Source organism: Bacteroidales bacterium (assembly GCA_035342335.1).
GTDB lineage: Bacteria > Bacteroidota > Bacteroidia > Bacteroidales > JAGONC01 > JAGONC01.
This window is the reverse complement of sequence record DAOQWY010000001.1, coordinates 59,932-81,534: the sequence shown is the minus strand read 5'-3', so window position 1 is coordinate 81,534 and position 21,603 is coordinate 59,932. Positions and strand designations below refer to the sequence as shown.

General features: G+C 50.4%; 15 protein-coding genes. 10 read left to right on the top strand and 5 right to left on the bottom strand.

The annotated features are described in order from the left end of the window. The first annotated feature begins 33 nt into the window (after nt 1-33). From PKI34_00310 to PKI34_00300, 3 genes are all read left to right on the top strand, one after another. A complete protein-coding gene (locus PKI34_00310) occupies nt 34-1,983 on the top strand; it encodes a DUF3857 and transglutaminase domain-containing protein (GenBank protein ID HNS16245.1) in 1,950 nt (649 codons plus the stop codon). A 150-nt stretch (nt 1,984-2,133) separates the two neighbouring features. Further along, nucleotides 2,134-3,966: a DUF3857 domain-containing protein gene (locus PKI34_00305; GenBank protein ID HNS16244.1), complete on the top strand. Its 1,833-nt coding sequence runs from the start codon at nt 2,134-2,136 to the stop codon at nt 3,964-3,966. Between the two features lie 638 nt (nt 3,967-4,604). Next, on the top strand, nt 4,605-7,982 hold the full coding sequence (locus tag PKI34_00300; GenBank protein ID HNS16243.1) for a UvrD-helicase domain-containing protein: 3,378 nt from the start codon (nt 4,605-4,607) through the stop codon (nt 7,980-7,982). Nucleotides 7,983-7,989: 7 nt separating this feature from the next. On the opposite strand, the gene PKI34_00295 is transcribed toward PKI34_00300, so the two are convergent. Both PKI34_00295 and dnaG read right to left on the bottom strand, forming a co-directional pair. Next, complete coding sequence (locus PKI34_00295) at nt 7,990-8,490, bottom strand: hypothetical protein (protein HNS16242.1); 501 nt, start codon at nt 8,488-8,490, stop codon at nt 7,990-7,992. A 118-nt stretch (nt 8,491-8,608) separates the two neighbouring features. Next, the gene (gene dnaG / locus PKI34_00290) at nt 8,609-10,543 is read right to left on the bottom strand and encodes a DNA primase (protein ID HNS16241.1); all 1,935 of its coding nucleotides are present in this window, start codon (nt 10,541-10,543) and stop codon (nt 8,609-8,611) included. A 145-nt stretch (nt 10,544-10,688) separates the two neighbouring features. On the opposite strand from dnaG, the gene PKI34_00285 reads away from it, so the two are divergent. Next, nucleotides 10,689-11,198: a hypothetical protein gene (locus tag PKI34_00285; GenBank protein HNS16240.1), complete on the top strand. Its 510-nt coding sequence runs from the start codon at nt 10,689-10,691 to the stop codon at nt 11,196-11,198. A 182-nt stretch (nt 11,199-11,380) separates the two neighbouring features. After that, nucleotides 11,381-12,130, top strand: coding sequence for a DUF6125 family protein (locus tag PKI34_00280; GenBank protein ID HNS16239.1), 750 nt, complete (start codon nt 11,381-11,383; stop codon nt 12,128-12,130). Nucleotides 12,131-12,155: 25 nt separating this feature from the next. Here the strand turns inward: PKI34_00280 and PKI34_00275 are convergent, their stop codons facing one another. Both PKI34_00275 and PKI34_00270 read right to left on the bottom strand, forming a co-directional pair. Then, nucleotides 12,156-12,845: a hypothetical protein gene (locus tag PKI34_00275; protein ID HNS16238.1), complete on the bottom strand. Its 690-nt coding sequence runs from the start codon at nt 12,843-12,845 to the stop codon at nt 12,156-12,158. Beyond that, the gene (locus PKI34_00270) at nt 12,826-13,908 is read right to left on the bottom strand and encodes a radical SAM protein (GenBank protein HNS16237.1); all 1,083 of its coding nucleotides are present in this window, start codon (nt 13,906-13,908) and stop codon (nt 12,826-12,828) included. The genes PKI34_00275 and PKI34_00270 overlap by 20 nt, the downstream gene beginning before the upstream one ends. Before the next feature lie 325 nt (nt 13,909-14,233). On the opposite strand from PKI34_00270, the gene ileS reads away from it, so the two are divergent. From ileS to atpC, 5 genes are read left to right on the top strand one after another with little or no spacing between them, the layout of a single operon-like run. Then, nucleotides 14,234-17,608: an isoleucine--tRNA ligase gene (gene ileS, locus PKI34_00265; GenBank protein HNS16236.1), complete on the top strand. Its 3,375-nt coding sequence runs from the start codon at nt 14,234-14,236 to the stop codon at nt 17,606-17,608. 49 nt (nt 17,609-17,657) lie between these two features. After that, nucleotides 17,658-18,065, top strand: a complete 408-nt coding sequence (locus PKI34_00260; protein HNS16235.1) for a TraR/DksA C4-type zinc finger protein — start codon at nt 17,658-17,660, stop codon at nt 18,063-18,065. Between the two features lie 34 nt (nt 18,066-18,099). After that, entirely contained in the window at nt 18,100-18,756 is a 657-nt protein-coding gene (locus PKI34_00255) for a lipoprotein signal peptidase (GenBank protein HNS16234.1), read from the top strand. 37 nt (nt 18,757-18,793) lie between these two features. Next, the gene (gene atpD, locus PKI34_00250; GenBank protein HNS16233.1) at nt 18,794-20,305 is read left to right on the top strand and encodes a F0F1 ATP synthase subunit beta; all 1,512 of its coding nucleotides are present in this window, start codon (nt 18,794-18,796) and stop codon (nt 20,303-20,305) included. Between the two features lies 1 nt (nt 20,306). Continuing rightward, nucleotides 20,307-20,543, top strand: a complete 237-nt coding sequence (gene atpC, locus PKI34_00245) for an ATP synthase F1 subunit epsilon (protein HNS16232.1) — start codon at nt 20,307-20,309, stop codon at nt 20,541-20,543. Between the two features lie 110 nt (nt 20,544-20,653). Here the strand turns inward: atpC and PKI34_00240 are convergent, their stop codons facing one another. Further along, the gene (locus PKI34_00240; protein HNS16231.1) at nt 20,654-21,409 is read right to left on the bottom strand and encodes a carboxypeptidase-like regulatory domain-containing protein; all 756 of its coding nucleotides are present in this window, start codon (nt 21,407-21,409) and stop codon (nt 20,654-20,656) included. Between the last annotated feature and the right edge of the window lie 194 nt (nt 21,410-21,603).

Genomic DNA, 21,603 nt, shown 5'->3' with positions numbered 1-21,603 from the left:
TATGTAACTGTTTTAACCTCTGTTATCAACACCATGACCAGAACAATTTTTTTCTTTTTAGTCCTTCTGATCCCCTTTTTTCTGGCAGCAGGACCCATTGAGGATCAGATAAAAAATGCTGAGGCTGCCGATTACCCGGATGCCGACATGATCACCGTGTTCGACAGCACCCGCGTCGAGGTGCAGGAAAGCGGACTGAGCTATGTCACCATGCACCGTCTTTATAAAGTTTTTAATTTTAAGGGTGCCAAAAACCTCAGTGTCATTAAGATCGACTACGACCCTCAGTCAGCCTATGTTGAGATCAGGAAAGCAGTGATCCACAAAAAAGACGGTACGCGGAGGGAGCTCGGACCCGAACAGGTGATTGATTACCCTGCCCCAGCCAGGGCAATTTACTGGGGCGCACGGGAAAAAATGCTGGAAATAGGCCGCCTGGACCCGGGTGATGCGGTGGAGGTCTTTCTGTTCAGGAAAGGATTTACCTATGCTTTGCTTCAGCAGGAAGGAGAAGAGGAGCGGTACATCCCACCGATGAGAGGCCATTTCTATGACATTGTTGAGTTTTGGAGCAGCCAGCCGGTCAGGATCAAGTGCTATCAGGTGGTCATCCCAAAAGAAAAAACCCTGCAGTATGAATTTTACCACGGACAGGTTCAATCATCCGCCTGGCTGCGCGATAACAAAATGCATTATACCTTCACCATGAAGGAGATGCTCCCGGTGAAATCAGAGCCGGGAATGGTAGCTCTTTCCGACGTTGCTCCCAAGTTGTTGCTTTCTACCAGTCCCGACTGGAATGCCAAATCGCTCTGGTTCTACGGAGTCAATGAGGATTATGGAAGCTTTTTACCGACTCCGGAAATCCAGGCCAAAGTGGACCAGATCCTTGAGGGTGCCAAAACAGAGACTGATTCGATCAGCCTGCTGACCCACTGGGTGGCAGACGAGATCCGTTATTCAGGCATTTCCATGGGTGAAGGGGAAGGCTATACCCTGCATACAGGTCATATGACCTTTACCGACCGGTGTGGCGTGTGCAAGGACAAAGCCGGGATGCTGATCACCATGCTCCGTGCGGCCGGATTTGAATCCTATCCCGCAATGACCATGGCGGGATCACGTATCGAACTTATCCCGGCCGACCAGTTTAACCATTGTGTCACCTTGGTAAAACGTGCCCACGGGGAGTACGAACTCCTGGATCCAACCTGGGTTCCCTTTATCCGGGAGCTCTGGTCGAGTGCCGAACAGCAGCAGAATTACCTGATGGGAGTTCCCGAAAGCGCCGACCTTGCCATAACGCCCATCTCCCCGCCAGAGAACCATTCGATCCGGATCAGGGGTACAGCCGACCTGGACAAGGATGGCACCTACACGGGTTCTCTCGTCCTGACGGCTGAAGGTCAGTCCGACGCCGCAGTCCGAAGCATGTTTACCCGTTCTCGCCGGACTTACTGGAAAGAACTGGTGGAAACCGAGCTTCTGAAAGTGGCCCCACAGGCCGTTGTGCTCTCCTGCGACTTCGGTGACCCGTATCACTATCTGTCAGGGCCGATCACGCTGAAGATCTCCTACAAAATCCCGGACTATGCCCTCATTACTGACCAGGAGATTATTTTTCAGCCAGTGATTGCCTCCGGATTTTTTAAAAGGATCATGCCGCATCTGTATGCCAACACCGCATTGGAAGTCCGGAAGTTCCCGTTCCGAGACCGGTGTTCCCGCTGGGTTGAACTGGATGAAACGATTACCGTGCCTTCCGGATATGCTTCCTGTCCGTCCGTTTTTTCAAAAAATACGACCGGTGATGCATCTTCTTTTGACGGCATGGTCCAGAAGGATGGAAATACCCTCAGGATCACCGAAAAAATGGTTTTTGGAAAGCGCATCTATGAGCCGCAGGATTGGCCGGCCTACCGTGATGCCGTGAAAGCGCAGAATGAATTTGCGGAACGGGTGGTGGTGTTGAAAAAAGATTAATGGTCATAAAAAGTCATTCGTAGTCATTGGTAGTCATTTGTAGTCATTGGTAGTCATTGGTAGTCATTGGGTAGTTGTGGGTAGTTATTTGTGGTTATAGGTGGAATGGGGAATAACTAAAGCATTTATAATATGTTAACCGGAGGAAACATGAGGAAGTTCATTGTCATTGCATTGCTGGCCGGGTGCGGATTGCTGGCTGGTTTTCCTGGGCTGGCACAGGAACCGGATGCGGAATTTACACGTATCGTTAAAGAATACCGTCTGAACGATGACGGCAGCATGGAACACCGTGTGATCAAAGAGCTGAAGATCCTCTCTCACCTGGCTTTTCATTCACTGTACGGGGAGACATTTGTCATTTTTGATCCCCGTTATCAAAAACTTCAGATCAACGAGTCGTACACGATCATGGCTGATGGGGAAAAAGTCGTAACTCCCGCCAATGCATTTAACGAAGTCCTTCCGCGGTTTGCCACCAATTTCCCCGGGGCGGCTCACCTGAGGGAAATGGTCATCACCCATACCGCCCTGGAGGTTGGAGCCTCGATTTATCTGGACTATACCATTTTAACCGCTCCGGATTACTACCCCGCGCTGATGGGAAACGAGGTGCTGACCACCTCGTCACCTGTTGATGACCAAATTATAACAGTTGACATCCCTGAATCCGCCGAGTTGTATCATAAGATGCTCCATTTACGCACCGCACCAGAAGTTTTTCGGGAAAACGCGAGAAAACGATTTGTCTGGACTTTTTCCAATTTAAAGGCCAGAACACAGGAACCTTTTCAACCCGCGGAATCCGAATACCTGCCCACGCTAATCTTCTCGACGGGCCGGAATTTTGATGAGGTATTTGCCTCATTTGCCTCCCAGGATGCTTTTCTCTGGAAGGTGAACCAGGAAATGAAATCGAGGCTGGCCAACATAAAAAAAGAGCAATCCGATCCCCTCTTGCAGGTCTTTGCCATTCACAAGCTGGTTGTGGAAGAGTTCAACTTATTGAATGTGCCGATGGAATATACAGGATACCGGTTACGGACAGCCGAAGAAACCTGGCTAAGCAATGGAGGCACTGAAGCGGAAAAAAATGTGTTGCTGTGTACGTTGCTGAAGGAGGCTGGTTTCCGGGCCGGCTTGTATGCAGCCTTCCCGAACGATCTGATGGACAGATCCATTGGTTGCCTTCCTGCCGTGAAAGGTTTTGCGGTGGAAGTCAACCTTGACGACGGGGATCATTTGCTGCTTTCAGCAACGGGTATGGATGACCAGGCCCTGATGACGGCCGTGGGTGACCATTCGCTTGTTCAAATCGACCCTGTGGCTTCTTTCCTGAAAATAAACCGCACTCAGGGCCAGCCGGGCACACTGAAAGCGGAATTCAACATAAAAATGGATACGGCACACCGGCTGTCGGCAACAATTTCGGCCAGTTTGGGCAAACTGTTGAATCCCCATATGGCCATCCAAAGAAATAAGGATTACGCAAAAGGAGCCTGGACCTCATTTGCATCGGCTGGTTCAATCAAATCCTGCACGGAAAAACAATCCGATCCTGAGCAATCATTCCTGGTATGGGAGGCCGACTGTCAAACAGCCCTGAAAAAGCAGGATCATTATTATTTCCTTGAACTTCCTGTGTATCAAAACGGATTCGCCGCCTTCCAGATGAATTACCTGAATGCTTCGCGAATCGCACCGCTTAAGATCCCATTTCTGCTGGAAGAATCCTATGACTATATCCTGGAACTCCCCGCTGATCTGGACCTGATCACCGATTTTAAGGATACGGTCATTGAGAATCCGGTCGGTTCCGTTCATTTGAAAATAGCCTCCAAAAAACGAAATGTTCATTTGTCCCGTGAACTCCGGTTAGCCATACAAACCATCCCTCCGCAGCATTATGAGGAGTTCCGGATGCTGATCAATGCGTGGAACGATATGAACAAACGCCGGCTGATCTTTAAAATGAAAGAGTGATTCTTCCTTGTTCCGTTGACTAAAAAGTCCTGAGTTATTAACAATTGTTCATAACCCGTGTGTGTAAAATGTGAACACTGAGACCGGTTTAAATTTGCTTTCACACCTGATCCAGTTGTAATTTTACCAAACCAAGTGAGAGATAAAAGACTACCTGGACAAGCGAGGGAATCTCACATCAGTTCCTTGAAAAAGTGTAACACGGAGACACCGGTCATTCAGCCGGGATGTTCGCAAGGATATCAAGGCCGGATGACAACCCTAAAATCAAGTGGGTCGGAGGAGTAGCCTGAAAGGGTGAAAGCCCGTTCAGACACACAGGGTCGCAAGCAATTGCGTACAATGTCTGTCAGCTTGAAGGGTCGGCGGTCCGCAGGTATGTACCGCTCCACGGAGCGGGAAACAGCGGGCCGGATTTCCGCAAAGAGGGACTCCCCGGAGTCCAGGTCAACGGAAATCGCTCGAAAAGGAAGGGGGGCGGAGAAGGCAACAACCGAAAGGGCGTGTGCGGCCAATCCCAGGTCCAATAAAGAAGGGTCTACGGACCTAACCGAGGTGGATCAGTCAAAATAACAGTAACTTGGCTCATGCAACCGGCTATGGCTGCTGCGTGAGAAACGGGAAATTACTTCACAAGAGTGGTTTCCCGTTTGTGTTTTTATTACCTTGCACCCGTGCAGTTCATCGCCGACCTCCATATCCACTCGCATTTCTCCATTGCGACCAGCCAGGAACTCAAACCTGAATTTCTGGACTACTGGGCGCGTATAAAAGGAATCCAGGTCGTTGGTACGGGTGACTTCACCCACCCCGGATGGATCAACGAACTCAGGGAAAAGCTCCAGCCTGCTGAACCCGGTCTTTTCACCCTGAAACCTGATTGCAGGATGCCCATTCCTTTCTTATCAATGGAACAGGACAGTGAGCAAACCAGGTTTCTTCTTTCAGCTGAGATCAGTAATATCTATAAAAAAGCTGGCAAGGTCAGGAAGGTACATAATGTTATTCTTGCTCCTGATTTTCAGACGGTTGAACGAATACAGCAGACATTGCTCCGGTATAAATTCAACATCACATCCGACGGGCGTCCCATTCTTGGGATGGATTCGCGCGACCTGCTGGAATTGACCCTATCCTGCAGCGAGAATATCCTTTTCATTCCTGCCCATATCTGGACCCCCTGGTTCTCAGCCCTGGGTGCCCAGTCGGGCTTTGATTCCATTGAAGACTGCTATGCCGACCTGTCTCCCTTCATCTTTGCCGTTGAAACCGGCCTGTCGAGTGATCCACCCATGAACTGGCGCTGCAGTTTCCTTGACAAGTATACGCTGGTTTCGAATTCCGACGCGCATTCACCGGAAAAACTGGGCAGAAATGCGAACATCTTTGACACCCGGCTCGAATATGGATCCATCGTCCAGGCATTGAAAACCGGTGATTCCGGCCAATGCAGGGGTACGATCGATTTTTTTCCGCAGGAGGGAAAATACCATTATGCAGGACACCGGAAATGTGGCATCTGCTGGGATCCGGATGAAACGGACCGGCACGGCGGAGTATGCACCGTCTGCCACAAACCCGTCACGATGGGCGTCCTGAACCGGGTAAATGAACTGGCCGACAGAAAGAAGGGTTCCGAAAAGCCTAACCGGTTACCTTTTCATTCCCTGATCCCGTTGAAGGAGATCCTGTCGGAAATCCACGGTACAGGAACGGAAACAAAGCAGATCAAACTGGCCTATCAGAACCTCATCCAGAAGGCCGGCAGTGAATTTTCCATCCTTTTGCATGAGCCGCTCGACAACCTGGCCAACTATGCCGGAAGCGTGCTTGTGGAAGCCATTCGCCGGATGCGGGAGGGGAAAGTGATCATCAAACCCGGCTGCGACGGTGAATACGGCCAGATACGGGTATTCGAAAAAGGGGAAGCGGAGATGCTGCAACAGAATGGATCGTTGTTCGGGGAGGCGGATACCAGTCGGCAGCGGAGCGAAGCGGCGTCCCGACAAAAGTCGGGATCGGCAGCGGAGCGAAGCGACGTCCCGACGAAAGTCGGGATCAACAGTCAGCAATCAGCAGCCTGTCCCCGCTTCGTTTCACTCGCGGGGATCAGCAGCGGAGCGAAGCGACATCCCGACGAAAGTCGGGATCGGCAGGAGGCAGGTGACCATGATCAAGCCAAAATTGAAAATCGACAACTGGCAATCGATAATAAGACTGGATTCGGATTGAACGCTGAACAGCAAGAGGCCATCCTGCATCACACCGGCCCGGCGCTGGTCGTCGCGGGACCGGGTACGGGAAAGACCAGGGTCCTGACGCAACGGATTGCTTTCCTGATCAATCATCACCACATTGAACCGGGAAAAATACTCGGTATCACGTTCACCAACAAAGCGGCCGGGGAAATAAAGGAAAGAATGAAAACCCTGGTCAATGAAAACCTCTGCCGCGATCTGACCCTGTGCACTTTTCATCAGCTGGGCTATTCCATCCTGAAGGAAAATGTATCCAAAACAGGGAGGGAATGTCCGTTCTCGGTCATCAATGAAGAAGAGAAAGCTTATCTGCTGTCGACCAGGGTCAATGCGGATAAAAAAGTCATTCCGGATCTTTCTGATAAAATAACCTTTCTCAAGCAGGAAGTTACGCCCATTTCATCTGCCCGGGAGGATGCAGGGTACATCCGGGCCTATCAGTCCTGTCTTGAACAGAACAATCTCTTTGACCTGGACGACCTGATCTATGAATCCGTGATCCTGCTGCGCGATCACCCCGAAATAGCGGATGCCTGGCGCCAGCGATACCCGTGGATATTGATCGATGAGTACCAGGACATCAACCAGGCACAGTACGAACTGGTGAGGCTGCTGATGCAGGCAGAGGAACCGAACCTATTCGTCATTGGCGATCCCAACCAGGCCATTTACGGCTTCCGGGGAGCCAGTGTGAAATTCATCAACCGGTTCAGGAGTGATTTCCCGGCAGCATCCATCTATGGTCTGACGAGAAGTTACCGGTGCTCCGACCAGATCCTCCAGGCCTCCCGGCAGGTGATCGGTAATGACGTGGGAGAACCGCCCGTACTTTATGGTTTACGAAAAGATGTGAAAGTGAAGATCGTCAGCCATCCCACCGACCGGAGCGAAGCGGAATTTGTAGCACGTACCATTGAGAAAATGATGGGAGGGCTTCGGTTTTATTCGATGGACAGCCAGATCAGCTCCGGTGAGCAGGAAGAGGGGATCAGCAGCCTGTCGGACTTCGCCGTACTGTGCCGCATTGGCAGGCAGATGGATGTTCTGGAAAAAGCCTTTGCCGATCACAGCATCCCCTGTCAGAAAGTGGCAGAGGATCCCTTCTTCCGGCAAAAACCGGTCCGGACCCTCCTCGGCCTTTTGAAACTGGCCCATCACCCCAAAAACCAGCTGCTAGGCCATAAACTGATCCACGAAGCGGATGTCATCCCGTTTCATCCTGATCAGGTCCGGCAATTCGTCCAGGGACTCAGTGTTGAAACTGCCCTTGGTATGCTGTCGCAATCCTTTCTTAAAAACCGGCCTGATCCGGATGAAACGATCCTGAAAAAGCTGCTGGCGTTTGCGCGTAACTACGGTAATGACCATGAAGCCTTCCTCCAGTTCACCGAACTGGGAACAAGCGCCGACACCCTGGAGGCGGCAACCGAAGGCGTCCGCCTGATGACGCTGCATGCTTCAAAGGGCCTTGAGTTCAAATGTGTGTTTATTGTAGGCTGTGAAGAAGGGTTATTACCCTTTTCACTTTTTGAGGGAATGGAGTCAGATCCTGAAGAGGAAAAAAGGCTTATCTATGTGGGGATGACCCGGGCGATGAAGCATCTTTACCTGAGCCACGCCTTGCAACGTTCGATGATGGGGAAGGTTTTTCACCCCAGACGAAGTCCCTTTCTTGACCGGATCGAACAAAACCTGACCGAGATCTTACATTCGGAAAGAAAAAGAAATCCTCAACGGGATCAGTTATCGCTTTTTTAGAAGGTATTTATCCGGTAATTCCAAGGCTCCCCTGGATATTCCGCATCATTTGCTGATAGTTCATGAAGTTCTGTTCGGGGCTCCATATCTGAACGATGAAGAATCCCTTTTCAAACGGAAGGGCAGTGATGATCATTCGGATGGGTTTTTGTTTGATCAGACCGGATGCCTCAACTTCAAAAGCTTCTTTACCTTTGATGATCTTTTTCACAGGTTCACCTTTCGGCTTAAGCTGCTTCAAAAGCGCTAAATTTTTTACATAAGCCAGACCATCCTGGGACGTAACTCTATGAAAAACAATGACATGGATGGTGGTATCCAAGGAGACGAGCTCATAGATCGTCTGGTCTTCCGGATGAGGTATCTGCATCCAGTTAGGGGGTGCTTCAAACTGAATGTTCAGTGTAGGATGGTGATAAACCTGGGTGGGTTGTGCAAATGAAGTGCCCAGCATCAAAAACATTAATGCCGCCAGGCAGATTCCCTGAATAAAAAATGTTTTTTTCATAATGGTTCTAATTAGTTGGTTTTACGAGAACGGCCTCAAATTTATCAAAAATAATACCAATTCTATTTCTCCTCTCTCCTCTCTCCTCTCTCCTCTCTCCTTTCTCCTCTCCCCTCTCTCATTTTGTAACAATCCGCCCGAGCCTCGCATTGATCTCGCGGCTGATATTTTTCAGCCTGAGTTGCTCCTGCAAAAGCGCCAGGATCTCCTCCTCATCAGATGCAACCTTCAGATCCTTCTGGATTCGGGTGATCATCTGATCAACCTTTTTTGCCTTGAAGGCAAGTACAGCGGACAGTACAGCTTCCTTGAGGATCTCCTTTTCCATTTTTACCCTGATCAGGTTCTTTGACCAGCCTTCACTGAGCTCATACGGAGTGGATACCAGGCTTATGGCAACCTGTGCAACCGAGGTGTCGGGGTGGTTCACGAAGTCCTTTTCGGATGGGATCCTGTTTTTTTCCTGTTCCTTCCGGAAATCATCAAAAATGAACTGATAGTAGGAATTTTGAAAGGTAAGTTCATCAAGGGACAAATCATGGACAATGAACCTGGCCACCTGAGTCATCTCGGTGCTGTCGTCACCATTGGCCGGTATGACCTCTTCACCGTACAACAGCAGGATCCGGATGATATCCTTTTCCTGATATTCACTGATGTTGGGATCCGCTGAAATCTGTTTTTCGGCCGGATAAACGATTTCCTCCGGAAAAACTCCCGGATGAAGGGTGTCCATCTTTTTGCTGAAATTCATCCGGAGGATCTTATTCAGTTCATTCATCAGAGTCTGTTCCGGCATATTCATCACCGAAGCGCATTCCTTGACATACACGGTGCGGAAAATGGCATCCGGGATCAGGGCGATGGATTGTACGATCTCCTTGATCAGCGAAGCGCGTTTGATTGGATCATTGGCAGCTTCTTTCAGCAGAAGATTGGTTTTAAAAACGATAAAATCACTGGCACCTGACCGTATGAAATTTTCAACCTCAGAGGTGCGGTTTTTTCTGACAAAGGAATCAGGATCTTCGTTTTCGGGAAACAGAACGATCTTGACGTTCATCCCTTCTTCCAGGATCATGTCGATCCCCCTGAAAGAAGCTTTGATGCCTGCCGGATCACCATCATACAGAATGGTGATGTTGCGGGTGAAGCGCTTGATCAGCTTGATCTGATCGGTGGTCAGCGAGGTGCCTGATGAAGCGACCACATTTTCGATACCGGCCTGGTGGAGGGAGATCACGTCGGTGTATCCCTCCACCAGGTAGCAGTTATCCTGCCGGATGATGGCATTCTTGGCAAAAAAGATCCCGTAAAGTGCCTTGCTCTTGTTATAAATATCGGATTCAGGCGAGTTGATGTATTTCGGCTTATTTTCAGCGGTTGTCCTGATTCTGCCGCCAAAGCCGATCACCCTGCCGGTCAGGTTATGGATCGGAAAAATGACGCGTGAACGGAAACGGTCATAGAGCCTGCCATCCTCCGACCGTATGGTCAGCCCGGTCTTCAGGAGATAATCCAGCTTGTATCCGTTGTCCAGGGCGTTCTGGGTAAAATGATCCCATTTATCGGGGCTGTAGCCCAGTTCGAACTTTTTCACCGTATCCTCCCGGAATCCCCTTTCGCTGAAATATTTTAGTCCCAGCGCCCTTCCCTCCTCGGACTGGAACATGCTATCGCTGAAAAATTTCCGGGCAAACGTGTTGACGTGGTACAGACTCTCCTGTTCATTCAGGGCCTGCAGCTCTTCAGCGGTCTGTTCGTGCTCCTCGATCCGGATGTTGTATTTCTTTGCCAGGTATCGCAGGGCATCGGGGTACGAATAATGTTCGTGCTCCATGACAAAGTTGACCGCATTGCCCGCCTTTCCACAGCCAAAGCACTTGTAGATGCCGCGGGCGGGAGAGACATTGAAAGAAGGCGTTTTTTCATTATGGAACGGACAGAGGCCAACCAGGTTGGACCCCCGTTTGCGCAGGGTAACAAAATCAGCCACCACCTCTTCAATGCGGGCAGCTTCGATGATATCACGGATGATGTCGGGGCGGATCATAATGATACAAAGGTAGAGGATAACAGGATGTAAATCCCAAATTCCAGGATCCAAATTCCAGACAGATCACAAAATTCAAATTCCAACTCATGAAAAGTGGAAGAATCCGATTATATTTGGTGATGATTTAAAGGAAAAGTCTTGTATGGAAAAAGAAGTTCACCTCCTGAAAAAACTGATCGAAAAACTGGATGATAAAAATTTCAACCTGGAGGGTTGGAAAAGCTCTGCCTTGATCATCCTGGCCCGGATCTTCGGGGAGAATTCCCAGAAGCTGCGCCAGATCGAAAAAATCGAATACGATTACAGCAGCTGGTCGATGCGTGACACCTCCGGGATCCCGTATCTGCAGACCTGTAAAAAGCTCGGTCGTCAGATCCTCGAGACAGCCATCCTTGAACTGGAAACACTTGGCCTGCCTGCCTCAGAAGTGCGTATATCGGGCAGCCAGGATACGGAACCCATATCGCAGGCATTTGAGGAAGTCCTTGCTGCTTCGCAATTCCGGGAGATCAAAGCGATCCTTCAATCCAACGAGGACGATGAGGTGATCCGGCAGAACCTCATCGATAAGCTGAAGGTGCTGGGATTAGAGGTTTCACCGAAGATACTGGCGAATATTCTGATGAATAAGGAAGTACGGGAGAGGATGTGAGGGGAGTCATTCATGGTCATACATAGTCATTCATAGTCATTTATAGTCGTAATAACAATAAAGGACAATGAATGGCAATGAATAACACGAGGCGCGAAGCGCTGATCTATGACAATGAATGGCAATGAATAACGCCAGGCGCGAAGCGCCGAGTAAATGACAATGAATAACAACATGCCACTATGAACCATTCAATTCCAGACCAATCCACCCTTTCCCACGGTGACACCATTCGCCTGGTCATCGACTTCATTCACCGTACCGTGATGCACCACGTGCTGTGGTATGGCCAGGTACAGGAACGATTTGGCAGGGAGGAGGCCCTGAAGGTACTGAAAACGGTCTACGACCGGACGTATGAGATTCAGGTGAAGCGTTTGGCCAAAGTCCTTGGATTCGAATTTACCGGCAACCTTCCCGGTCCGATGATGAACCTGAGCGATGAAGAACTGCATGCATTGAAAGAAGGCCTGGCGGTCAACTGGCTTGCCAACGACGGGGTGTGGTTCCAGGCCGTGGAGTTTGTGCACGGCATGAAGGATGCAAAACGTTGCAATGATGCCTGCTGGGGGCAGTTTTCGCCTGTGGAGGCGTGGTCGGTAAAAAAATTCCTGAACCTGCCCGACAATCCGGGACTTGAAGGGCTGAAACAGGCGCTGAACTTCCGGCTGTATGCCACCATCAATACCCAGAGCTTCGCGGAGGAAACACCCGGAAGCTTCGTTTTTCGGATGAATGACTGCCGCGTGCAGTCGGCCCGGAAGCGAAAAGGGTTGGATGATTATCCCTGCAAATCCGGCGGGCTGGTGGAGTATACCACATTCGCCAGTGCCATCGATCCGCGGATCCGGACTGAGTGCATCGGCTGCCCCCCGGATGCACATCCGGAAGAATGGTACTGCGCCTGGAAATTCTCCCTGAATAACCATTAACGATTACCCAGATAATCTGTAATGGCTATTCAATAAACATCACCCCGCCTCCGTCGAACAGCGGCCCCTCATAAAGCTCAATGATGTCATAATGAAGATGTCGAATGAACTTCCTGATGCTGTCACCCTGCGGATGAAAGCGGAGGCTTCCGATGAAAAACACCTGGCTCAGGTATACGCCGCAGGTGCCTCCGATAAAGCCATGCGGCAATCCCGGGAGGAGTATGGGAGACGGGTCAATGTACAGCGAATGGAATCCCTGCCGGCTGAGAATCCTGTGTATCCCTGCATCGGAGGTGATATATCCATTGGGTGTCAGGGAGATAAGATTGCAACGGCAGTAACCCTGGTTCACGTGAATTTTGTTTTGTTGTTGCGCATGCTCAAGGATGATCGGATCGCTCAGGTCCAGGTTGTGGATAAGCATATCGTCAGAGAAAACCGCACAGTAACGGGCTGTATCCGGATACTGGCTTCCAACAGGCCACATACCCGTTTGAAAGATTACCTTTTCCCTGACCAGGAGATCCTGATATTCCAGGGGTAGATTGGGCGCAACGATCCATTCACGGCCGGTCAGGCAGAAAAAAATATCCGGATGGCCTGAAATGGCCTCATAGGTAATCCCCGAAGTTGTGAATCCGATCACTTCCCCGTGGATCTCCAGGCTCTTCTTTGCCTTTTCAGGAACTTTGTCATCCAGAATAATGAACATAAAAGTTCCTTCCTGTCAGTGATACATTATTAACAAATGTGACGCTTCTGAACCTTTCGAGGAGCATTTTCCTATTGCTTGCCCCATAACCGATCGCAACATTCAACTGGTCAGGAGCAACCTGAATTTGAATGGATTTCCCTGACTCACACAGGAATACTTCCCTGAGTTTCTCTTTCCACAGCGCAGTTTCCACCAGTTCCCGAAAGGAAGGATGGAATGGTCCGGCCAGGAGTTCTTTCCCGGAGACCAATCCTTCGGAGGGGTGAAGGCCCATGCGTATGATTGTTACACCCGCATTCTCAAATATCCCGCATATTGCTGCCGACCAGCGCACCGCTTCCTCCAGGGATAACGGAGCATATTCCCCTTTCCGGTACAGTTGAGCCAGGGGCGTGTTTTTAATGACCAGGGTCGGATAGATCCGTGTATTGTCGGCTCCCAGTTCAACGATCCGCCGGGCTGTATGCAGTGATCTGTCCAGCGTATCGCCGGGCAGTCCGATCATCATCTGCAGTCCCAGCTTAAAACCCTGGCTCAGGATCAGCACCGAGGCCCGTTCTGTATCCCTTGCTGTGTGCCCGCGGCCCGATTGCCGCAATACGTCATCATCCATGGATTGTGCACCGAGCTCGATGGTGGTCACACCGTATTCCTTCAGCAGGTACAGCCGTTCCTCGTCGATACAGTCAGGGCGGGTGGAAACGCGGATTCCCTGCGCGGCTGGAAGCAGGAAGCGGGAGGCGGGTCTTTGGGTCGGCAGGTCAACAGGTCGGCAGGGAGGCGGGGAGGCGGAAGGCAGGTAGGGGGAGACAATGGATAAATAATGCTTCTGTAGCGAAGGAGTAATGCAGGTGAAACTGCCTCCGAAGAAGCCAATCTCGATATGGGTATTTTCGCGGGGAATGGTGTCCAGGTGCTTTTGAATGATGACCTCCACCTCCGCGGCATCCGGAACGCGCAGGGCACCCGAGATCTTCCGCTGATTGCAGAACACGCACTGATGCGGACAGCCGAGCTGGGGGATGAAGATCGGGATCGTATAGTGCTTGACGGAAGACATTTTTTAAGCAGTGATAGGACAAAGATAAGCAGGCGACAGGATAAAATTCCAAATCCCAGGCACCAAATTCCAAACAAATTCCAACCTCCAGGATCCAACCTGCCGGACGCAGAACCTGAAGACCTGAGAACCCGAAGACCTGAGAACCCGAAGACCCGAGAACCCGAAGACCCGAGAACCCGAAGACCCGAGAACCTGAGGACCCACCACCAGGCTTGAAGCTTGCGGCTCCCTCTCCTCCATTTCTTTCACATTTTCCGCTGGTTATCATATTTTTATTAATTTTGCAGACTTTTTAAAGGCAATGACCAAAATCCGCTGGCGGATGAAGGAAAAATACAGGGAATACAAACAGTTAAATCTTCCTGAAATCGGGAAAGAGATCCGGGAATACTGGCAGGAACATGGCATTTTTCACAAGAGCATGGATCAGCGGAAGCACCATGAACCATTCATCTTTTATGAAGGACCTCCTTCTGCCAACGGTATCCCGGGTATCCACCACGTGATGGCCCGCGCTATCAAGGATATTTTCTGCCGGTACAAAACCATGAAGGGCTTCTATGTGAAGCGCAAAGCCGGCTGGGACACCCACGGGCTTCCCATCGAAATTGCAGTGGAAAAAACCCTCGGCATCACCAAGGAAGATATCGGCAACAAAATCTCAGTGGATGAATTCAACAAGGCCTGCCGCCGGGAGGTGATGCGTTACAAGCATCACTGGGACGACATCACCCTGAAGATCGGTTACTGGGTCGACCTGGATGATCCCTACATCACGTTTGAAAATAAGTATATCGAAACGGTCTGGCATCTTCTTGCACGGCTCTTTGAGAAAGGATTGCTTTACAAGGGTTATTCCATCCAGCCCTATTCACCCGCTGCCGGAACCGGCATCAGCAACCACGAGCTCAATCAGCCCGGATCCTACCGCGACGTAAAAGACAATACGGTCACTGCTCAGTTCAAGGTGATCCGTGATCAGAAATCGGATTTCCTGTATCCCGGGGTGCACGGAGAAGTGTTCATCCTGGCCTGGACCACCACGGCCTGGACGCTTCCCTCCAATACCGCGCTGGCTGTCGGCCCTGCGATTGAGTACCTGATCGTCAACACCTTCAATCCGTACACTTACCGGCCCATTGCTGTCATCCTTGCCAGGGATCTGTTCGTCAATTTCTTCCCTGAAAAAAATGCAGGCCTGAATATAAATGAATATGAGCCGGGACAGAAAAACATACCCTTTGAAGTCGCCGGAAAGTGCAAGGGAACTGACCTGGTCGGCATCCGATATGAACAGCTGCTTCCCTATGCACAGCCGATAGATGGCGACGCATTCAGGGTGATCCCGGGCAACTTTGTGACCACCGAGGATGGTACGGGGATCGTTCACATTGCGCCCAGCTTTGGAGCCGACGACTTTAAGGCAGGCAAGGAAAACGGGATAGGCTCCCTTACCCTGGTCGACAAACAGGGAAAATTTGTCGAAACCATGGGAGAATTCGCCGGAAGGTTTGTGAAAAATGAATATTACCCGGACTATGATCCCGAAAAACCGGAATACCAGGATAGTGTGGACGTGGATATCATTGTCAAACTGAAAAGGGAGAACAAAGCCTTTAAAACAGAGAAATACGTCCACTCGTACCCTCATTGCTGGCGTACGGACAAACCCATTCTGTATTATCCGCTCGATGCGTGGTTCATCCGCTCGACAGCCTACCGTGAAGAAATGATCGCCCTGAACAATACGATCAACTGGAAACCGAAAGCAACCGGCGAGGGACGATTTGGCAACTGGCTTGAAAACCTCGTTGACTGGAACCTTTCACGTTCACGCTTCTGGGGCACCCCTCTTCCGATCTGGATGACCGAAGATGGTAAAGAAACGATCTGCATCGGTTCGGTCGCCCAGCTGAAAACGGAAGTTGACAAAGCGATCAGAGCAGGATTCATGACTTCAAATCCCTATGAAAAATATATTCCAGGCGAAGTTTCGGAGGAAAATTATCAAAGCTTCGACCTGCACCGGCCCTTTGTGGATGAGATCATACTGATGTCACCTGCCGGCAGGAAAATGTTCCGCGAACCCGACCTGATCGACGTCTGGTTTGATTCGGGCGCCATGCCCTATGCCCAGTATCATTATCCATTCGAGTCTGCTGAGAAGCTGGAAGAGTACTTCCCTGCCGATTTCATTGCCGAAGGTGTTGACCAGACGCGCGGATGGTTTTTCACGCTTCACGCCATCGCTGTCATGCTTTTCAATTCAGTGTCTTACAAGACCTGTGTTTCTAACGGCCTCGTTCTGGACAAGAATGGGAATAAGATGTCGAAAAAACTGGGGAACGCTGCCGATCCGTTCGAAATGGTTGAAAAATACGGTCCTGATGCGCTGCGCTGGTACCTGCTGACGAATGCGCAGCCGTGGGACAACCTCAAATTTGACGAGGAAGGGATGGTGGAAGCCCAACGGAAATTCTTCGGCACTTTCTACAACACCTATGCTTTTTTTGCGCTCTACGCCAACATCGATGGGTTTGACTTTTCCATGGCAGAGGTACCCGCTGCCAGGCGGCCTGAAATTGACCGGTGGATCCTTTCGGAGCTGAATACGCTGGTGCGGTATGTGGACGAATGTTACAACGACTATGAGCCCACCAAAGCAGGCAGAGCCATACAGGATTTTGTGCTGGACCATCTGAGCAACTGGTACGTGAGGCTCAGCCGCCGCAGATTCTGGAAGGGAGAGATGACGGAAGACAAGATTGCCGCATACCAGACCCTTTATGCGTGCCTGGTTACCACAGCTCAGCTGGCAGCTCCCCTGGCACCTTTCTTTACGGATAAGATCTTCCTGGACCTGAATCAGGTCACCGGTAAACTGGCAGCGGATTCGGTCCACCTGACCGATTTCCCGGTTGCCCGGCAGGATCTGATCGACAAGGACCTGGAACAGCGGATGGAGCTGGCCCAGAACATCTCATCCATGGTGCTGTCGCTTCGCAAACGCTCCATGATCCGCGTGCGCCAGCCCCTGAACAAAATCATGATCCCTGTGCTGACCTCTCAGTTCAGAAAGCAGATCGATGCTGTTAAAAACCTGATCCTGACGGAGGTGAACGTCAAAGACATTCAATATATTTCTGATACGTCAGACATCCTGATCAAAAAGATCAAGCCTAATTTTAAGGTCCTGGGGCCAAAGTACGGAAAGCTGATGAAACAGATCGCTGCCAGTCTGGATCAGTTCGACCAGAAGGCCATCAGCCAGCTCGAACAAACCGGAAGCATATTCCTGCAGCTGGATGGGGCCCACGTGGAGATCCTTGCCGGGGATGTCGAGATCCTGACCGAGGATATCCCTGGCTGGATGGTATCCAGCCAGGATAATCTTACGGTGGCGCTGGATCTGAACATAACGGATGAACTCCGAGAGGAGGGACTTGCCCGCGAACTGGTCAACCGTATCCAGAACCTTCGCAAAGAGCGTGACCTGGAAGTGACCGATAAGATCCGGGTGGAGGTGGAAAAAAAACCTGTGCTGGAAACAGCCATTCAACATAATTATCATTATATTTGTTCTGAGACGCTGGCTCTTTCGTTGCATATGCCTGACAGGATCGTGGCCGATTCAAAACAACGGGTCGAAATTACCGAGGACATACAGGTGGATATATGCATTGAAAAAGCCGGTTGACCGGACGCACAGTTATTTTTATTGTCGGATTACCTAATAACGTGAGCCCATGAAAAACGAAAAAGAAGAAGTTATCAGAACCCGCTATTCTGACGAGGAACTGGAAGAATTCCGCGCCATCATTCTGGAGAAACTTGAAAAGGCACGCCGGGATCTTGAATTATTGACCGAAGCCTATACGAACAGCAATGAAAACGATATAACGGATACATCGCCCACCTTTAAGGTTCTGGAAGAAGGCTATAATGTTCTCTCAAAGGAAGAAAACAGTCGTTTGGCCGCCCGACAGCAAAAATTCATCAATGCACTGGAAAATGCACTCATCCGCATTGAAAACAAGACTTACGGCATTTGCCGCGCTACCGGTAAACTGATCTCAAAAGAACGCCTGAGAAGTGTACCGCATGCCACCCTCTGCATCGATGCGAAACTGAGCATGCAGAACGAAAAACGTTAGACCGGGCAAAAAGGACTGCAACCATCCCTGACCCTTGAAAAAGCCATTGATCATCATTTTTGTCGTCCTTTTTTTCGACCAGCTTTTAAAAATCTGGATCAAAACCCATATGTTTATCGGGGAGGAGATCCAGGTTTTCGGGAACTGGTTTATCCTGCATTTCACCGAAAACAATGGAATGGCCTTTGGAATGGAGCTCGCCGGCGAATCCGGGAAATTGATCCTGAGCATTTTCCGGATCGTAGCCATCATCCTGATCGCTTTCTATCTTGCAAAAATCATAAAAGAAAAGGTCCATCCCGGCCTTGTCATCAGCATCTCCCTGATCCTGGCCGGAGCGCTGGGAAACCTGATCGACAGTGCTTTTTATGGACTGATCTTCAGCGAGAGTGCGTATTATCATCCTGCTGAAATCTTTCCCGAAGAGGGTGGGTACAGTTCGTTTTTGCACGGGAAAGTGGTGGATATGCTTTACTTTCCGGTCATTAATGGTCATTATCCCAGCTGGTTCCCCTTTGGTGCAGGGCAGGAATTCATTTTTTTCCGGCCGGTATTCAACATTGCTGACTCAGCCATCACCCTCGGCGTCTTTACCCTGATCATTTTCCAGCGCAAACTCTTACCAAAGAAATCCGATCTCAGAACATACAAAGTGGAAGGAGATGGGGATTCTGTTGGACATTTACAATAAATTGATATCTTTGAAGCCATCATTATAATTTCTTGTTATGGCAGGAAAAACCACTGGGAAAATCTCCCAGATCATCGGCCCCGTGATCGACGTGACCTTCAGCGACGATGCCACTCTCCCGCGAATCTATGATGCCCTTGAGGTACGCACAGCCGACGGACACGTGATTGTCCTGGAGTGCCAGCAGGATATCGGAGAAAACACCATCCGGACCATTGCCATGGATTCAACCGATGGACTTCAAAGGGGAACGGAGGTCGTTTCACTCGGGCATCCCATCTCCATGCCGGCCGGCGATGAGATCAAAGGACGTCTTTTCAACGTGATCGGCAATTCCATCGACGGCCTTAAAGAGGTCCACACTGAAAAACGCTATGAGATCCACCGGGATCCCCCGAAATTCGAGAACCTGACTACCCAAAATGAGGTGCTCTATACGGGGATAAAGGTCATTGACCTGATTGAGCCTTATGCCAAAGGAGGCAAGATCGGGCTGTTCGGAGGCGCAGGCGTCGGCAAGACCGTGATCATCATGGAACTGATCAACAACATTGCCAAGAAATATTCCGGACTGTCGGTCTTCGGCGGTGTGGGGGAACGCACCCGTGAGGGGAATGACCTGCTCAGGGAGATGATCGAATCCGGAGTCATCCGGTACGGAAAGGAATTTCTGGAAGATATGGAAAAAGGAGGATGGGATCTGACAAAAGTGGACTACGAAGAGCTGGCCAAATCCCAGGCCACGCTTGTTTTTGGTCAGATGAACGAGCCTCCGGGTGCCAGGGCCCGCGTTGCGCTGTCAGGACTTACGGTAGCGGAATATTTCCGCGACGGGGATGAAAAATCGGGCGGAAGGGATATTTTGTTCTTCATTGACAACATCTTCCGTTTTACGCAGGCAGGATCGGAGGTTTCGGCCCTGCTGGGCCGCATGCCGTCTGCTGTCGGGTATCAGCCCACCCTCGCCACGGAAATGGGAATCATGCAGGAACGGATCACCTCCACCAAACGGGGTTCGATCACTTCTGTCCAGGCAGTGTACGTCCCGGCCGACGACCTGACCGATCCCGCCCCGGCAACGACCTTTGCTCACCTTGACGCCACCACCGTGCTGAGCCGCAAGATCTCAGAACTCGGCATCTATCCCGCCGTTGATCCGCTCGACTCCACCAGCCGTATCCTTTCACTGGAGGTGGTAGGCGAGGAGCATTACCGGACTGCACAAAAAGTAAAAGAAATCCTGCAGCGTTATAAGGACCTGCAGGACATCATTGCCATCCTGGGTATGGATGAGCTGTCGGACGAAGATAAGCTGATCGTCCACCGCGCACGCAGGGTGCAGCGGTTCCTGTCGCAGCCGTTCCACGTGGCCGAAGCCTTCACGGGCCGCCCCGGCGTCTTCGTCCCCATTGAAGATACCATCAAGGGATTCAACATGATCATGGATGGTTCGATGGATGAATACCCTGAAGCCGCCTTCCACATGGTGGGAACTATTGAAGATGCGATCGAAACCGGAAAGAAAATCCTGGAAGAAAGCAGTTCGTAAAATGAAAGTTGAAATCATCACACCCGATAAAACCATCTTTTCCGGTGAAGCAATCCTCGTTCAGCTCCCCGGAGTCGACGGTTCCTTTGAGATCCTTAAAAACCATGCTCCCCTGATCACCATCCTGAAAACAGGAGAAATCAAGGTCCAGGGCAACGACGAAAAAATCCGGCTGTTCCAGATCAACGGAGGCGTTGTCGAAGTGCTGAAAAACAAGGTGCTGGTGCTGGCGGAGTGAAGATATCTGATTAACCGATTAACCGATATTTGATTTAAATCTGATATCAAATCAAATATCCGATATCGGTTAATCGGATATCGGTTAATCGGATATCGGTTAATCTGATATCACTTTCTTTGTTTTTGATACGACCTGTAGCAGTCCATTATGGCCAGATAGAAATCATAATCCGATGCCCACAGGATAAAGGGCAGTTCCAGGTTGCAATATTTCATCAGCCGGACGATCGCCGCCTCGCTTTTCAATCCCGTCAGACGGGACACCACATACGGATTGTAGCGCTGCACGATTTTCTCTTCCAGCGCTTCCCTGGTAAGTACGGCTCTCAGCTTACGTTGCTCCCTGGGCTGCTTTCCAAAGATCTGGTATAAAATACCCGCAGGGCCCGGCATACCCGGTGTAACCTCGAACAGCCAGGCAAGGTCATCTTTGATGTACAGCTTCGTCAGTGCGTCGACGGCATATTCCGGCAGGTCCAGCACCAGTTCGGTATCTTTGAATTGATCCCAGGTCACAGGCGGGGGAGTGATGGTCACCTCGCTCAGCAGAAGCGTGTCGGCAGTAAGGATCACCTTCAGCCAGTACCGCTCTGCCACCAGGGTGTCGGGGATCCGGATGCGGGAGGTCTTATACGAGACGGCTGAAAAGAGCAGGATGTCGCCAGGGATCACCGAAAGCCTGAATTTCCCGTACACATCGCTGGCACAGCCCTCGTTTCGTTCGGGCACCAGCACGTTGACGAAAGGAACCGGTGCGTACAGGGTGTCCCTGACCTCCCCTTCGATCAGGATACGGCGAGGCGCCTGGGCTGGCAGCAACATGGGCAATACCACGAGAAAAAAAATGACCACCTTCCTGACCATCGGCTGAGAACAAAATGTAAAGGTATAAAGGATCAGGAAGGGATGGCGTTAAGAAAAGTTAAATGATATCTGATTAACCGATTAACCGATATTTGATTTAAATCTGATATCAAATCAACTATCCGATATCGGTTAATCGGATATCGGTTAATCGGATATCGGTTAATCGGATATCGGTTAATCGGATATCGGTT

Coding starts and splice junctions, on each gene's coding strand:
- PKI34_00310 (HNS16245.1), top strand. CDS start 34: ATGACCAGAACAATTTTTTTCTTTTTAGTCCTTCTGATCCCCTTTTTT.
- PKI34_00305 (HNS16244.1), top strand. CDS start 2,134: ATGAGGAAGTTCATTGTCATTGCATTGCTGGCCGGGTGCGGATTGCTG.
- PKI34_00295 (HNS16242.1), bottom strand. CDS start 8,490: ATGAAAAAAACATTTTTTATTCAGGGAATCTGCCTGGCGGCATTAATG.
- dnaG (HNS16241.1), bottom strand. CDS start 10,543: ATGATCCGCCCCGACATCATCCGTGATATCATCGAAGCTGCCCGCATT.
- PKI34_00285 (HNS16240.1), top strand. CDS start 10,689: ATGGAAAAAGAAGTTCACCTCCTGAAAAAACTGATCGAAAAACTGGAT.
- PKI34_00280 (HNS16239.1), top strand. CDS start 11,381: ATGAACCATTCAATTCCAGACCAATCCACCCTTTCCCACGGTGACACC.
- PKI34_00275 (HNS16238.1), bottom strand. CDS start 12,845: ATGTTCATTATTCTGGATGACAAAGTTCCTGAAAAGGCAAAGAAGAGC.
- PKI34_00270 (HNS16237.1), bottom strand. CDS start 13,908: ATGTCTTCCGTCAAGCACTATACGATCCCGATCTTCATCCCCCAGCTC.
- ileS (HNS16236.1), top strand. CDS start 14,234: ATGAAGGAAAAATACAGGGAATACAAACAGTTAAATCTTCCTGAAATC.
- PKI34_00260 (HNS16235.1), top strand. CDS start 17,658: ATGAAAAACGAAAAAGAAGAAGTTATCAGAACCCGCTATTCTGACGAG.
- atpD (HNS16233.1), top strand. CDS start 18,794: ATGGCAGGAAAAACCACTGGGAAAATCTCCCAGATCATCGGCCCCGTG.
- atpC (HNS16232.1), top strand. CDS start 20,307: ATGAAAGTTGAAATCATCACACCCGATAAAACCATCTTTTCCGGTGAA.
- PKI34_00240 (HNS16231.1), bottom strand. CDS start 21,409: ATGGTCAGGAAGGTGGTCATTTTTTTTCTCGTGGTATTGCCCATGTTG.